The following is a 14,263-nucleotide window of genomic DNA, read 5'->3' as shown; positions in this document are numbered from 1 at the left end:
GGAGCGGCGGCTGGCGTGGCGACCGGCGCAGCGGCGGGCTCGGGGGCGGGCGCGGGGGCGGGCTCGGGGATCGGGCCCGTGCTGACTTCGAAGGTCGTCTCGATCTCGTTGTTGGTCGCAAACGAGATCGGCTGGCCCGGAATGTCGATGCTGATCTCGCTCTGGCTGTAGCCGTTGAACGACTCCGGCAGCTTGGTCGCGAGGTTGAAGTACACGGTGTAGGAAGTCTCCTCGAGGATCGAGACCAACGCCGTTGACCCGCCCGCGTCGATCTCGGTCGCGCCGCTGCCTTCCACGGTCACGTCGAACTCCGCCACGTCGCCCTGCTTGCCGCGCAGCGTCCAGGTCACGTCGACCTCGACCGGCACCGACCCAAACGGCAGCTCGCGCTCGTCGGCCTTGGTCGGGAGCTCGACCTTCTTGCCGACCTCGAGGTCGACCGTTGGCAGATCCGGCAGGCCGAACAGGCCAAAGTTCATCGGCCCCTCGTCCTGGCCCTGGTTCTCGGCCATGGCCTTGGTCAGCTCGTCGTTGGCCTCGCCCTTGAGGTCGATGATCGTCCAGCTCTCGGACTTGGCGAGCTCGGCCCGCAGATCCATCGGCGGCTCGCCGGCCTCTTCGGCTTGCTTGCGCATGAACTCTGGATCGAGCTGGCCCGACCCAACGTAGTCGAGCAGCTCGAGCACGCGGCCGTGAACCTTGAGCCCCGCGCCCTCGGGCGTTGCCTCGATCACGCTGCGGACCGAGAGCTCCGACTCGCCCTTGCCTTGGGTGCTCGACAGCTCGAGCTTGGTCTTGGTCGTGGCGATCAGCGTGAAGCCGTTGGCGTCATACACGTACTCCTTGCCGCCCTGGGCTTCGGCTTTGCCGCCGCCGCCGCCGTCCTTGGCTCCGCCTGCGCCGCCCGGCTCGTTGGATTTGTCCGAGTCGCAGGCGCTGCCGGAAACGGCGAGGCCAAGCGCGAACGCGACGGTGAGCAACGGACGAACGGGGGAACGGCGGGCCATCATGGGCCGCAAGCTACTTGCGCATTATGCGGGGTGCAAGCGCTGTCTTGGGTCTGCTACAAGCCTGCCCGCCGTGTTGAATTTCATTGCCGCGCTGTTCGGCCCTCGGGTCAAGCTTCCTCGCGATCGTGTCACGCGGATACCGAGGCGAGCGCGCAAGCAGGTCAAAGAACACGTCGACACGATGCAGCGCATCGTCGACGAGCTGTCCGGGCTCCCCGGGCTTGCCGACATGTCCAAGACCAAGCGCTTGCCGCGGGGTTTTTACGATCGTGTCGAGGACCTGCAGACCGCGTTCGATCGCTACGTGGAGGCCGTCCGCGGTGAGCTCGGTCTCGCCGACGCCGCCGTGCCCGGGACTCCCGCAGGCAAGGGCGGCTGCTACGCGGCGCCGTTCGGTGTCAGCGGGCCCGAGACCCTCGCGATCTACCGCGAGGTCCGCACCTGGAAAGACTTCCCGCAGATCGCCCAGCGCCTCGGCGAGCTCGGCGAGCAACAGTTCAAGGACATCCAGGCCGGCCACACCGGCAAGGACCCCGAGAAGATCCGCATGACCAGCAAGGCCGCCGGTCGGGGTCGTCAGACCTTCGCCGAGCGTGGCCAGGCGTGTCCGTTTCTCGACGAGGCCAAGGGTCGCTGTCGGGTCTGGGAGCAGCGGCCGATCAGCTGCCGCATGCACCACATCGTTGGCGACAGCGCGCTCGCGGATCCCCGCCACGAGCGGCACGCCGACGTCGAGGTCGTCAACATCAGGTTGCCCGTGCGCCCGCAGGTCTCGCTCTCGCAGATCGACAAGCGCATGGAGCTGGGCCTGTCGCCGTTCTTGTACGCGAGCGTGCTGCAGCTGCTGCAGCTCGGTGAAGGTGAGCTGCTGCAAGAAGTTGGCGAGGCCCCGCGGCGCATGCAGCAGGACGGGCGCGTGGTTCAAAAGGCCAACCGCAACGTCAAGCACGCCAAGAAGAATCAGAAGAAGAACAAGCAGCAAAAGAAGAAGCGCAAGTAGTCGCGCGGACCTCGAGATCCGCGAGGCGCCCGCGCTCGCCAGCCTCGCGGGGCTCGAGATCCCGAGGTCCCTCTGCCTAGAGAGGCGCGTGCTGGGGCGCGGGGGCGCGCGTCACGACCGACAGCGCCCGCGCTCCGAGCGTTCGTCCGCAGTCTTTCGCCCAATCGCGCAGCGCGTTGCCAGGCAACATGATCGACATGAAGCGCTGCAGCTTGACGAACATGTCGTCAAACCCCAGCGAGTCGAGCAACACCTGGGTCGTGACGACGTGCAGGTAGTGCTCGCGCCCGACCAGGTCAGCGAGCACGGGCACCAGCTCCGCGTCCTCTGGATCGAGATCGGGCAGGTTCACGTCGGGCAGCAGCGTGATCCCAGACCCGCGCGCGGCGAGCCGACGCAGCAGCTGGTAGTCGGAGGAGGTGACCGCAGGTGTGATCTCGAACTGCCCGCCGCTGTGCCGCGGCCAGGCTGGCACATCGGAATTCGGGGTGCACCAGGCCAGCAGCCGGTGACTCGAGAGCTCGGCGATCGATCGCGGCGTACCGTGACGCCTCAGATACCCCTTACTGGCTCGCAGCCCCTCCCGCATGGCGATCAGCGGCTGCGAGACTAGCTCCGAGTTGGCCGGCGGCGGGTAGAACGACAGAGCCACGTCGACCGAGCGCAGCAGATCGCGGGCGGGATCTTCTGAGAAGCGCAGCTCGAGCTGGACCTGCGGGGCCACGCGCTCGAAGAAGCAGCACAGCTCGTGCAGGCCCTCGGGTGGGGTACCCAGCGGCAGGCCAAGCCGCACCTTCGACGGCGCGACCGGGAGCCCACGCAGCATTCCAAGCAGCGCGCCTGCGTCACTCAACATCTGGCGACCGTGTCGGACCAACACGGATCCCGCGTTGGTCAGCGACACCCCGGCGTGATTGCGCTCGAGCAGGGGCACGCCAACGCGGGCTTCGAGCGCCTCGACCCGGCGCCGGAGCGTCGCGCGGGGCTGCTTGATCCCAGCTGACGCGGCCTTGAACGATCCGCTGTCGACGACAGCGACGAATGCCCGTACTTCATCGAGATCCATTGCACAGGTAGTGCGATGATTCGCGTGATCCGTCATGGAAACTGCTTACTGTCATTTACCGTCGGTTGGACAGTCGCGGGACGGTCGATAGCAGTAAACCGACGGTCTCCGGGCAATGTCGATACCCCGGCGTGATGTGTCACTCGACGTCGAGAACCTGCGTATACGACGCGCCTGGGGTGGATGGTTCTCGCCACCCACCTGGACGCTCAGCGACCATCCCAAGCCGCGCCATCGCTGCTAGCTTGGTGAACTGCGCGAGGGGAGACGAACGGCGGCTGCCCCAACCCCTCACGGACGCGTTCACGCCCCGGAGCCTCGGTCATGTGTGCAAAGTTGATCTTCGCGCTGATGCGGTGGTGGTTTCGTGCCGACCGACTGCGCCTGCTCGCAGTCCACGCGGTCGACGAGCTCGACACCAAGGCCCGCGCGCAGCTTGGGCCGCGGCTCTACGAGATCTTCTGCGCGAGCTACGGCGCGCTGTCGAGCGAGGTCGTGCTCGACGAGATCGTGTTCAAGCCGGGTGGCTACCTCGCGGTGTGGGTTGACGCGAGCGGCGAGCGTGTCGGCTTCGCCAGCGCCAAGGTTGACCAGGTCGAGCTCGACGGCCGACCTCACGCGGTGCTTCGGGTCGGCAGCTACTTTGTCCCTGGCCACCGCGGGGGCACGGCGGCGCGTGCGTTCGCGCTGTTGGTGGTCTTGTTCTACAGGTTCACGCATCCGTTCGCGCGGGTGTTCGCGGGCATCGAGACGCTCAACCCGGTCAGCTATCGGCTGACCGTGGACATGTTCGCCCTCGCGTTTCCGCACCGGGAGCTGACCGCCCCGGGCTCGATGGTCGATCTCGCCCAGGCCCTGGCCGGCGCGCGCGGGCTGAACTGTGCGCCGGATCGGCCGTTTGTCGTGTACTACCGAGATCCAGCCGTTCACGAGCGTTCGCTGAGGTCTAGTCGGATCATGGAGGATCTCGACGCGGCCTACTACCTGACGGTCAACCCCCACTATCGGGCGGGGCACATCCTGCTCGTGATCGTGCCATTCACCTTCTCGAATATCATCGCATCCACGAATCCGCCCATGAAGCGGGCGCTGCGGTGGCTGACCGGCCGGCGCGTTCAGCCACCCCTGCTTCAGCAACACGGAGAGAGCACATGTCACTAGTCAACGCTCACAATGAATGGGACCCGCTCGAAGAGATGATTGTGGGGGTTCCTGATTTTGCGCAGGTTCCACTGCCCGGTCCCGATCTCTACGCCATCGAATATCACGAGCACCACGCGAGCCCGGCAGAGATCCCCTCGGGTCGCTACGACAAACGGGTGATCGAGGAGACCCAAGAGGACCTCGCCGAGTTGGTGTCACTGCTGCAGAGCTTCGGTGTCAAGGTCCGGCGACCGGCGGTGACGGATCACTCGAAGGTGTTTGGAACGCCAGATTGGTCCTCGGATGGTGAATTCAACTATTGTCCGCGCGATGTGTTGTTGCCGATCGGACAGACGATCATCGAGACCCCGATGCCGCTGCGATCCCGCATGTTCGAGCCGCTGGCCTATAAAGATCTGCTGCTCGAGTACTTCGAGAGCGGCGCCAATTGGATCTCGGCGCCCAAGCCCCGGCTGCGTGACGACACCTGGAACCTTCCGGGCCAGGGCGACGCGCTGGCCAACCATGAGCCGCTGTTTGACGCCGCCAACGTGGTCCGTGCGGGGCGCGACATCATCTACCTGGTCTCGTGCAGCGGCAACCGCAAGGGCGGCGAGTGGCTGGCGCGGGTGCTTGGCAGCGAATACCGCGTCCACTTTCTCGAGGGGATCTACGCAGGCACCCACCTCGACACCACCGTGACCTTGCTGCGGCCGGGCTTGGTCATGCTCAACCCCAGCCGCTTCGACCCGCAGCACTTGCCCGAGGTGTTCCGCAATTGGGAGGTGCTGTGGGCCCCGGAGATGGTCGATACTGGCACGACCTGGCCGTATCCGCGGGCGTCGATCTGGTCGGGTATGAATTTCTTCATGGTCAATCCCAACCTCGCCGTGGTCAACGGGGCTCAAAAGCCGCTGATCAAGGCGCTCGCGTCCAAGCGGATCGAGACCGCGACCGTGCCGCTGCGTCACTGCCGGACCCTGAGCGGGGGGCTGCATTGCGTGACCCTGGACATCCGCCGGCGAGGGACGCTCGAGGACTACTCGGGGTAGGAGTTCGCGGCGCAATGCCCCGTGGCGCCTGGCGTTTGGGCGCCTTGTGGCGCGAGTGAAATTGGCGCAAGCTCGAGGGATGCTGGGCTTGGAGCGAGGCTTGATCGATGGGGTCCTCGCGGATCCTGGGGCTCACGGGCCCAGGCTCGTCTACGCGGATTGGCTCGAGGATCAGGGGGATCCGCGGGCTGAGTTCTTGCGCCTGGAGTTGACGCTGCGCTCGCTACAGCCCGACGACGCTGCTTGGCCCGCCACCGAGAGTCGCCTCAGTCGCTTGCGAACGAGGGTCCAATCGGAGTGGATCTCGCTGGTGTGCGGCGAGCTGTGGCCCACGCAAGATAGCTGCGCTTGCCTGACGATCCTGTACGACGAGTTTGAAGACGAGGACGAAGACGAGGACGAGGACGAAGACGACGGCCCACAATACGCGCCCGTCGAACTTCACCGGGAGCTGCAGGACACCGAGGCACCAGGCTGGAAGCGGCTGCTCGAGCTCGTGGACGAGGCCGCCGCGGACGGACGCTCCGAGTTCCGGCCGCGTCGTGACATGACGCCCGAACAGTGGAACCAGATCGTCACCTTGCCCGCGTCGATCGCCAAGCTCGAGCGCGTCCAGACCTTGAATCTCTATGGCAGCCGACTCCTGCGGATCCCCCCGGAGATCGGCAATATGACCAGCCTGGAGACCTTCGTGCCCTACACCTCCTACGGGCTGCATTGGTTTCCCTACGAGATCACCCGCTGTCACGCGCTACGCGACAGCACCGTCAGCACGCGGGCGCTCTACGGCAACCACAAGCATCGTCCTCCGTTTCCGCGGCTCGGTCCCCGGCCCACGCTCGAGCATCCGCGCGCCTCGCCAGCCACGAGGCCGTGCAGCGTGTGTGATGAGCCCTTCGAGGATCGCGGGCTCCACCGTGTTTGGTGCAGTCTCCCGGTCGCCACAGATGTGCTCCCGCTGCTCGTGAACGCCTGCTCGGAAGCCTGCGTGAGCGCGCTGCCGAAGCCGCCGGAAGGCTACGTGGCGGGACCGCATCGGGGTGGGTTGGAGCTCACGCAGCCGCGTGGGCGCTGAGGTTTGATTGATGGTGCGTGGCGACTCAGCTGGGTCGTAGCGGAACGTGCCAATCGAGCCGCTCCTCCACGAAGTCGTCGCTTGGGAGCCACAGGCCCCACAGGTACTCGAGCACGCACGCGTCGCGCTTCGCATCGGCGCCGCTCGGCGTGGTGAGCCGCAGATCCACGATCTCGTCGTAGGTCGCCTCGAGCACCAACTCCGCGCTGTGCCCCGCGCCGCCACAGCGCAACCAGGCCGCGTTGGCGTGGGCGTTGAGCCAGGCTTGGCGATCGAGCCGGCCGCGAAACACCACGCCAGATTGGCTGCCGCGGCCGGAGCGGGTCCCACCACAGCCGCCTTTGCCGATCAGCCCGAGGTTCTTCGGCGCGATGGCCTGCGGAGGACGAACCCCCGACTCGTTCGCCAAGTAGCTGGTCATGGGTGACACCACGCCGCCGCGCTGGGCGACGTGGAGCTGCTCGTCTGCCTCGAGACCCCACATGAGCTCGGTGCCGAAGGTCAGCGCGGCCCAGCGGTCGCCGAGCGCGATGTTCGAGCGCGCCTCGACCTCGATCGGGGTGTTCCACAGAAGACCCGTGAACATGATCTCGTTGACATAGCGATCGAGCAGCAGCGATGTTTCATGACCCGCCCCCTCCGGCAGGGTCTCCGGCAGCTGGCGCGGCGCCGGACCGAGACCAACGACCGCCGGAAAGTCCACGCTGAGCGGGCGCGCCAAGACTTCGAATGTGCCAATGGACTCCGCACGTTGCCCGGCCGCGCCGACCTCCGGCGCGCCAGCCGTCCACACGACGCCTCCAGTGTTCGCCGCCACCGTGGCCCATGGGTGCAGGTCGTCCCGCGCGATCCAGGGCTCGTCGTTCACGACGACGCTAGCGAGATGGACGACCGCGCCGCTGTTGGCGGCGATGGCCTCGTAGTCACGGGGCGACAGTCGCGAGCCCAGGCGAAAGTCCGTGAACAGCAGCATGCGCCGCGGGTGCCCGTCTGGCGTGCTCCGCAGCAGCAGGTCGGCGGCCGTCAACGCCAGGCCCAGATCGCTGCCGTTGCCTCGCTCGAGCGGCGCCGCCTCGAGCAGCTCGATCGCCTCGTCTGCGGGCACGAAGCCGGGCGTGAGCATGTGGAGCTCGTGATCGAAGCCAAGCACCGTCACCTCGGCCGCCTTGGCGCGGAAGTGTTCGAGATAAGCCAGGGCCGCGTGGCGCTGGGCCTCGACTTCGTTCGGATCGAGCGAGCGCGACAGATCCAGCCCCACGACGACGCGGGCCCGCGCTGGAACGCTGGAGACCTCGGCTGCGAGCCCGACGCGCCAGTGAACGATGGTTCGCCCAGCGCCGGTCGGGACCGCGGCCAGCTCGAGCGAGATGGGGGCGACCTGCCACGGCACGAGCTCGATGCGCAGAGCGTGGTCGAGCGCGAACTCTCCCGAAGGCGGCGGGGTTCCATCGACGAGCAGCTGATCGCGGCGGTTGGCGGCCGACAGCCTCAGCTGCGCGACGTTGTGTTGCACGCCGAGTGACTCGAGCTCGATCACCCAGCGCCCCCCGTCCCACACGGCCGGCATGTCAACGGTGTACTCGAGGGTCTTGTCGGCCCCGGGCGCGATCGGAAACACCCGCAACGTGACCGCTGAGATCTGCTCCCAGGCCAGCAGGGCAGGGTCGCGGGGCTCGTCCACGCCCATACCCGTGAGCGCGAAATAGCGATCCGAAGCGAGCTTGGCTTCCAGGAGTTCGCCAGCGAACCAGCGGTCGCGTCCGCGGTGGCGACCGAGCGTGCGCAGACCGGTGGCCACGCCGCTGTACGGGAGCGCTGTGCGGTAGACGGCCTCGTCGTGGTGGTGGCCGGCGTTGTGGACCGTGCGCCTGATCTTCAAGCGGGCGTAGTCACGCTCGAAGGTCATCTCGATGTGATGGTTCCGCTCGCTGACCGCTTGACCGTCGCGGGTGCCCGACAGCTCGTCGTAGCCCGCAGCGTGGGCGAGCGTGGGGACAGCCGCGAGCGCACCCGCCAGCGCTGCGACGCGAAGACATGTTCGACTGGGATTCGGCATGATCGAAGCAGGCGTCGCAACGTGCCGTGTCAAAAAAAGGTGGGCTCTGCATCCAGCCATGTTCGAGCGCGCCGCCGATGTGTTCATCGTTTCGCGCTGGCGAGCCGTGCTCGGGACCGCCCGCCCACCTTGCACCGCTGGCGGCCAGGGTGCACAGTGCTCGCACGTGGCAGCACCCCCGTCTCGCGGCAAGCGCTTCTTGAAACTCGCTGGCATGACCGCCTCGGTCGCCGGCAACTTGGCCAGGACCAGGGTCAAGTCGCTGTTTCAGTCCGAAGCCGACGCCGCGGCCTCGCGCGAAGAGTCCAATCGTGAGTCGGGCAATCGGATCGCGCAGACCCTGGGCGAGCTCAAGGGCGCGGTCATGAAGGTCGGGCAGATGGCCTCGATCGCCCAGGACGTGCTGCCCAAAGAGCTGTCCGATGCGCTCGGCAAGCTCCAGCGCGAGGCGCCGCCAATGGACTACGCGGTGATCGCCGAGCAGGTCGAGCGCGAGCTGGGCTCGGCGCCAGAGCTGTTGTTCTCGCGCTTCGACCCAGAGCCATTCGCGGCGGCTTCGATCGGCCAAGTCCACCGCGCGACCACCGACGACGGCCGCGACGTGGTGGTCAAGGTCCAGTACCCGGGTGTCGAGGACGCCGTCGACTCCGACCTCGCGCAGCTCAAGTTGGCCCTGCGCGCGAGCGGGATCGTCAACATCGGCCGCGAGGCGCTCAACGCTTCGTTCAAAGAGGTCCGCAAGCACCTCCACGAAGAGCTGGACTACACCAACGAGGCCGCCAACGTTCGCCTGTTTCGCGAGTTCCACCTCAGCCCCGGACCCGACGGGGGGCCTCGCCACGACTTCATGGTGCTGCCGGAGGTTGTCGGCGAGCGCTCGAGCAAGCGGGTGCTGACGCTGACCTACGAGGGCGGGGATCAACTCACGGATCTCGAGGGCCTTGGCTACACCCAGGCCCAGCGCGATCAGCTGGGCCGCAACCTGTTCAACATGATGTGCAGCCAGGTGTTCGAGCTTGGCATCATCCACGCGGATCCCAACCCCGGAAACTTCGCGTTTCGGCCCGATGGCAAGCTGGTGCTCTACGACTTTGGTTGCACCAAGCGGCTGCGGCTGGACATCATTGGCGCCTACAAAGATCTGATCGAGCAGGGCATCGCGGAGCAATGGGACGCCGTGGATGACGCGCTCTTGCGCCTGGAAGTCCGCCGGCCCGATGGCCCCCGGCCCGACAATGATTTCTACAAAGGCTGGCGCGACACCTTCGCGGATCCCTTCTTGGACGTGGCGATCTTCGACTACGCGCGCTCGACCGTGCACGACGACGTGGTCAAGCTGATCCCCGGCTCGATCAAGCGCATGTCCTCGTTTCAGCCGGCGACCGAGCTGATCTTCTTGGATCGCACGGTGGTCGGGCACTACGGAAACATGCGGATCCTGGGGTCACGGGTGCCGTCGTACACCTTCTTGAAGCGCTACCTGGACGCCTTCGCGGGCGAATTTGTTGCGCGCCCGGCAGACCCGCCGGGCTGAGTGCTAAAGAGATACCCGCCGTGCTTGGTCGCCTGTTCCTTCTGTTCACTCTGGTTCCGCTGGTCGAGCTGTACCTGCTGGTGACGCTTGGCGGGCTGATGGGCGCGGGGCCAACGATCGCGTTGGTCGCGGGCACCGGCCTGCTCGGGTCGTGGCTGGCCCGGCGCGAGGGCCGGAAGGCGATCGCCAGCTACCGCGAGGCGCTGGCCAAGGGGCAGCTGCCGGAAGATGGGATCGTCTCGGGTCTGTTGATCCTCGCGGGCGGCGTCATGCTGATCACGCCCGGGGTCCTGACCGACGTGTTTGGGCTAGCGATGATGGTGCCGCCGATCCGGCGGGGCGCCGCGGAGCTGGTGAAGGCGCGGCTGCAAAAGAAGATTGAGGGCGGCCAGCTGCAGGTGATGCAGATCGGTGGTGGACTGGGCGGTGGACTGGGCGGTGGACTGGGTGGCGGACTAGGTGGCGGTCTGGGCGGCTTCGGAGGAGGCACGCGCGACGGCGGTGTCGGCCCCTACGTCGACGCGGAGATCGTCGACGTAGAGACGCGAGAGTCGGGCAAGGGCCCGCGCTGACATCAGCCTACTGCAGCGGGTAGACGGTGCTGAAGAAGTCGTTGCCGGTCCCGGCGTGACAGCCGGTGCAGGTCATGTCGCCGTTGCCGTCGGCGATGACCGAGTCGTTCATGATCTCGTACCAGTACCAGCCGTTGCCACCGTCGCTGTCGGCCTGGGTCTTGACCATGACGGCCCAGCCAACCCGCGCGTCGTTCATGTACAGCTCCTTGATGGCGGCCGAGCCGACAGGGTGCGCCGCGTTGCCGTCAGCGAGCGAGCCGTCGAGGGTCGCGTTGATGAACACCCGCACGTCGCCATGCGGGCTCGCGCCGGTCGCGGCGTGGACGGCGGACTCGGCCGCGAAGCCCGCGTAGGACTCGGCCTCGAGGAAGGGCAGCAGCTCGGCGGCGTTGGAGGGAACGGCGGCGTCACCATCGCCATCGCCATCGCCGGTGGTGTCGGTGGTGTCGCCGGTCGTGTCGGTGGTGTCGCCAGCGGTCTCGGTCGCGTCGTTGCCAGCCTCGTCGTCGCCCGAGTCACAGCCGAACGAGACGACCGCGATCAATGTGCAGGCTTGTAGATATTTGAAGTCGAACATGTCCGCCGAGTTTGCCATTTTTGGCGCGGCGATCACATCGTGGGGTCGAGCCCGACCTGGTGGGCGGCTCGAAACGATCGAATTTTGGTCTACGCGCCCAAACGAGCGTGGTCTTGCACGCCTGCGCTCGCGTGCTAGCTTCCGCCACGCCAGATTTGGCGATGAAGTTCGCTGCCCTCGGTGAACCAGTCTACGAACGCCGTCCGCAAGCGAACGAGAAGCCCTCGCCCGAGCTGAAAGCAGATGTTGGCTGCCCTCGGTGAACCAGTCCACCGAGACCTCCGCAAGCGGGCGACAAGCCCTCGCCCGAGCTGAAAGAACCCGAAGTTGTAATTCTCCCCTCCCATAGTCTGCCAACGCGCTCCGCCTAGCGAACGGGGTGCTTGCCCAGAAGTATCGGGCAGTCCTTCGCGGGGCTGTTCTCGAGCGGAGTTGTATCGCGGCTGTGCAGTCGTGATGTATTGGAGAACGGGACATGAAACGCCACAAGTATCCCCGTACGCGCCACTTGCCGTGGTCGCCCGGGGCAAGCCGCGACGATCTGGTCGCCGATGGAGTCGAAGCCTTCATCGGCCAGCGGGTCATCGTCAGCGAGAAGATGGATGGTGAGAACACCACACTTTATCGCGATCATTCACACGCGCGGTCGATCGACAGCCGCCACCATCCATCGCGTGATTGGATCAAGGGGCTCCACGGTCGCATCGCCTACCTGATCCCCGAAGGCTGGCGGGTGTGCGGGGAGAACCTGTATGCCCGGCACTCGATCGTCTACGAGGATCTGCCCAGCTACTTCGCGCTGTTCTCGATCTGGGACGCGGACAACCGCTGCCTCGACTGGGACGCCACCCTCGAGTGGGCCCAGACCTTGGGTGTGCAGACCGTGCCGGTCCTGTTCGACGGCGAATTCGATGCGGCATGGCTGCGCGACCTCGACCTCGATCTCGACAGGGTCGAGGGCTACGTGGTTCGCCTCGCCTCGGGCTTCGCCTACGCGGACTTCGACACGAGCGTGGCCAAGTGGGTGCGCACCAACCATGTTCAGACCGACCAGCACTGGATGAGCCAGGCTGTCGTGGCCAACGGGCTGGCCAAGCCAAACACGACCAAGGAGGGCGGCTCATGAACGGTTCCGCATCCGCCTTCATCGGGTCGATCCAAGCTGGCGCGACCCCATCGATCGCGGAATTTGTCGAAGCGCTCGGGCCCGAGATCCCCGGACTTTGCGAGCTCGAGGCCACGCCGCAAGATCCAGGCTGGCACGCGGAAGGCAACGTCTTCATCCACACGGGCATGGTCCTAGACGAGCTCTACGAGCTGCTTGCGACCCGTGCCCGGGGCATCAGCGGGCACCGCAGGACGGCGCTGATCTTGGGCGCGGCCCTGCATGACATCGCCAAGCCTGCAACGACCAAGGAGATGGAGATTCAGGGCATCCGCCGGATCGCGGCCCCGCGTCACGAGATGCGGGGTCGGTCCGAGCTCGTTCCGTTGCTGATGAGCTTCGACTTGGAGTGGCGGACCGTCGAGCTCGTCCTCGATCTCGTCGGCTATCACGTCACGCCCAAGTTTCTCGTCGTCAAGAATCGGGACCGCGGCGCGTACCTTCGTCTGGCTCAATCGGCCGATCCCGAGCTGCTCTACTGGCTCGAGCTCGCGGACATGCTTGGCCGACGCTGCGCGGACCAGGCCCAGCAGGTCGAGCACATCGAGATGTTCGCAATGTTCGCCCGGGATTACGGTGCGTGGCGTCGCTTTGGTGACGAGGCGCCGCGCTGGCGGGCGCTGTTTCGCGACGCCCTTGCCCCGCTCCCGCCGACCACCCGCGACGTCAGCTACGGCCAGTTCCTCGCTGATCTATGCGGGGGGCTGATCACCCAGCCCGAAGAGGGGCTCGCGCGAAGCTACCGCTACCGCGAACCCTTCCCCGAACTCGTCGTCACGGTTGGGCCAAGCGGATCGGGCAAGTCGACCTGGGTCGAACGTCACCTCGGCGATCACGATCGCATCAGCCTCGATGAGATCCGCGCCGAGCTTGGCGACCGCGGGGATCAGTCGCAGAACGCCAAGGTCCGCAAGCTCGCGCGCGATCGCCTGCGTGAGGCCCTGCGTCGCAAGGCCAAGGTGGTGTGGGACGCGACGAGCCTGCGTCGGGACTTTCGCGACGCGGTGACCAACCTCGCTCGGGACTATGGCGCGCTCGTGACCCTTGTGTGTTTTCCTCGATCTACCCGGGACTATCAGCGTCGCAACCTCGCCCGGACCACCCCCGTGCCGGCGGGGATCGTGGCCCGGCAGCTCGCTACAATGGAGTGGCCCGAGGCCGCCGAAGCCCACCGCGCTCTGGTCATCGGGGCCAACGACGAGCTGTTGGCCTACTACGGCGGGCTCGACGAGGCCCCGCCCTACGGCCTCGTTGCCACGGACCAGACCGTTCGGGAGCCCGTGTGATGTTGATCCCAGATTATCCGCGCACCCTGCATCTGGGTGATTCGGGCGCGGGCAACTCCAAGCACCACTGCCAATTTTCGGAGGTCGCCGGGCACCATCTCGTGGTCGAAGAGAAGGTCGACGGCAGCCACTGTGGCCTGTTCTTCGACGAGCAGGCCGAGCTGCGCGTGTTTACCCGCAACACCGTGCTCGAGCATCCCCCGCGGCGCCACGACTTTCGCCTGCTCGATCGGCTTGCCCACGAGCAGGTCAACGGGCTCTGGGAGGTGCTTGGGGATCGCTACGTGCTCTATGGCGAGTGGGCCCATGTCACGCACTCGATCTATTATGACGCGCTGCCGGGGTTCTTTCTGGAGGACGACATCTTCGATCGTGAGCGGGGGCGGTTCTTGTCAACGCCGCGCCGGGCTGTGCTGGTGGCACGGCTCCCGCCGGGGTTTTGTGAGTCCGTGGTTGTGCTCCACGAAGGTAGCGTCGGCGCGATCGAGGAGCTCCACTCGCTCGTCGGGGCCTCGAACTACAAGTCATCGAGTTGGCGGGAGCGCTGCTCGGACCTGCGGGCGGTCGAGGATAGTGAGGAGATGGAGGGGTTGTATATCAAGCAAGAGGATCCGGACTTTGTCCTGCGTCGGCTCAAGTGGGTTCGGCGGGGGTTCTTGGATTTCATTGTTAGCGAGGCTCGCGCCTCAGACCGACGAGGCGAGTAGGTCGCGTCGGCCGCCGG

Annotated in this window: 12 protein-coding genes and 1 pseudogene; 9 read left to right on the top strand and 4 right to left on the bottom strand. The window is 66.4% G+C overall.

Translation table 11 applies throughout. The features are described from left to right. Positions 1-1,010 (bottom strand): annotated as a pseudogene (locus DB30_RS38285) (hypothetical protein); the annotation flags it as partial. Positions 1,011-1,080: 70 nt separating this feature from the next. On the opposite strand from DB30_RS38285, the gene DB30_RS38280 reads away from it, so the two are divergent. Next, a complete protein-coding gene (locus tag DB30_RS38280) occupies positions 1,081-2,010 on the top strand; it encodes a YkgJ family cysteine cluster protein (protein WP_052558744.1) in 930 nt (309 codons plus the stop codon). A 76-nt stretch (positions 2,011-2,086) separates the two neighbouring features. On the opposite strand, the gene DB30_RS38275 is transcribed toward DB30_RS38280, so the two are convergent. Beyond that, entirely contained in the window at positions 2,087-3,112 is a 1,026-nt protein-coding gene (locus DB30_RS38275) for a LysR family transcriptional regulator (protein WP_146662527.1), read from the bottom strand. Between the two features lie 288 nt (positions 3,113-3,400). Between DB30_RS38275 and DB30_RS38270 the strand changes: the two genes are divergently transcribed. From DB30_RS38270 to DB30_RS38260, 3 genes are all read left to right on the top strand, one after another. Next, on the top strand, positions 3,401-4,237 hold the full coding sequence (locus tag DB30_RS38270) for a hypothetical protein (protein ID WP_052558741.1): 837 nt from the start codon (positions 3,401-3,403) through the stop codon (positions 4,235-4,237). Next, positions 4,228-5,271 carry an inosamine-phosphate amidinotransferase 1 gene (locus tag DB30_RS38265; protein ID WP_052558739.1) on the top strand — a complete coding sequence of 348 codons (1,044 nt, stop codon included), beginning with the start codon at positions 4,228-4,230 and terminating at the stop codon, positions 5,269-5,271. Before DB30_RS38270 ends, DB30_RS38265 begins: the two co-directional genes overlap by 10 nt. Positions 5,272-5,359: 88 nt before the next feature. Further along, complete coding sequence (locus DB30_RS38260) at positions 5,360-6,346, top strand: TIGR02996 domain-containing protein (protein ID WP_205633164.1); 987 nt, start codon at positions 5,360-5,362, stop codon at positions 6,344-6,346. A gap of 25 nt (positions 6,347-6,371) precedes the next feature. Here the strand turns inward: DB30_RS38260 and DB30_RS38255 are convergent, their stop codons facing one another. Next, positions 6,372-8,402, bottom strand: coding sequence for a VWA domain-containing protein (locus DB30_RS38255; RefSeq protein WP_052558737.1), 2,031 nt, complete (start codon positions 8,400-8,402; stop codon positions 6,372-6,374). A 58-nt stretch (positions 8,403-8,460) separates the two neighbouring features. Here DB30_RS38255 and DB30_RS38250 point away from each other — a divergent pair, with 58 nt between their 5' ends. Then, positions 8,461-9,936: an ABC1 kinase family protein gene (locus DB30_RS38250; protein ID WP_146662521.1), complete on the top strand. Its 1,476-nt coding sequence runs from the start codon at positions 8,461-8,463 to the stop codon at positions 9,934-9,936. A gap of 20 nt (positions 9,937-9,956) precedes the next feature. Then, entirely contained in the window at positions 9,957-10,508 is a 552-nt protein-coding gene (locus DB30_RS42920; RefSeq protein WP_052558735.1) for an FxsA family protein, read from the top strand. A 7-nt stretch (positions 10,509-10,515) separates the two neighbouring features. Here DB30_RS42920 and DB30_RS38240 read toward each other — a convergent pair whose 3' ends face one another. Further along, on the bottom strand, positions 10,516-11,088 hold the full coding sequence (locus tag DB30_RS38240; protein WP_146662519.1) for a hypothetical protein: 573 nt from the start codon (positions 11,086-11,088) through the stop codon (positions 10,516-10,518). A 475-nt stretch (positions 11,089-11,563) separates the two neighbouring features. Here DB30_RS38240 and DB30_RS38235 point away from each other — a divergent pair, with 475 nt between their 5' ends. The 3 genes from DB30_RS38235 to DB30_RS38225 are packed head-to-tail and all read left to right on the top strand — an operon-like array spanning position 11,564 to position 14,246. Beyond that, complete coding sequence (locus DB30_RS38235; protein ID WP_052558731.1) at positions 11,564-12,214, top strand: RNA ligase family protein; 651 nt, start codon at positions 11,564-11,566, stop codon at positions 12,212-12,214. Next, positions 12,211-13,539, top strand: coding sequence for an AAA family ATPase (locus DB30_RS38230; RefSeq protein ID WP_052558729.1), 1,329 nt, complete (start codon positions 12,211-12,213; stop codon positions 13,537-13,539). Before DB30_RS38235 ends, DB30_RS38230 begins: the two co-directional genes overlap by 4 nt. Beyond that, positions 13,539-14,246, top strand: a complete 708-nt coding sequence (locus tag DB30_RS38225; protein ID WP_052558727.1) for an RNA ligase family protein — start codon at positions 13,539-13,541, stop codon at positions 14,244-14,246. The genes DB30_RS38230 and DB30_RS38225 overlap by 1 nt, the downstream gene beginning before the upstream one ends. Positions 14,247-14,263: the final 17 nt, after the last annotated feature.

The sequence above is a fragment of the Enhygromyxa salina genome (genome assembly GCF_000737335.2).
GTDB classification, from domain to species: domain Bacteria; phylum Myxococcota_A; class Polyangia; order Nannocystales; family Nannocystaceae; genus Plesiocystis; species Plesiocystis salina_C.
Note: the sequence above shows the minus strand (reverse complement) of the source record. Positions and strands in the feature narration are given on the sequence as shown.

What these genes read in the sequence shown, in the direction of transcription:
- DB30_RS38275 (WP_146662527.1), bottom strand. Translation starts at nt 3,112, where the DNA reads ATGACGGATCACGCGAATCATCGCACTACCTGTGCAATGGATCTCGAT.
- DB30_RS38270 (WP_052558741.1), top strand. Translation starts at nt 3,401, where the DNA reads ATGTGTGCAAAGTTGATCTTCGCGCTGATGCGGTGGTGGTTTCGTGCC.
- DB30_RS38265 (WP_052558739.1), top strand. Translation starts at nt 4,228, where the DNA reads ATGTCACTAGTCAACGCTCACAATGAATGGGACCCGCTCGAAGAGATG.
- DB30_RS38255 (WP_052558737.1), bottom strand. Translation starts at nt 8,402, where the DNA reads ATGCCGAATCCCAGTCGAACATGTCTTCGCGTCGCAGCGCTGGCGGGT.
- DB30_RS38250 (WP_146662521.1), top strand. Translation starts at nt 8,461, where the DNA reads ATGTTCGAGCGCGCCGCCGATGTGTTCATCGTTTCGCGCTGGCGAGCC.
- DB30_RS38240 (WP_146662519.1), bottom strand. Translation starts at nt 11,088, where the DNA reads ATGTTCGACTTCAAATATCTACAAGCCTGCACATTGATCGCGGTCGTC.
- DB30_RS38235 (WP_052558731.1), top strand. Translation starts at nt 11,564, where the DNA reads ATGAAACGCCACAAGTATCCCCGTACGCGCCACTTGCCGTGGTCGCCC.
- DB30_RS38230 (WP_052558729.1), top strand. Translation starts at nt 12,211, where the DNA reads ATGAACGGTTCCGCATCCGCCTTCATCGGGTCGATCCAAGCTGGCGCG.
- DB30_RS38225 (WP_052558727.1), top strand. Translation starts at nt 13,539, where the DNA reads ATGTTGATCCCAGATTATCCGCGCACCCTGCATCTGGGTGATTCGGGC.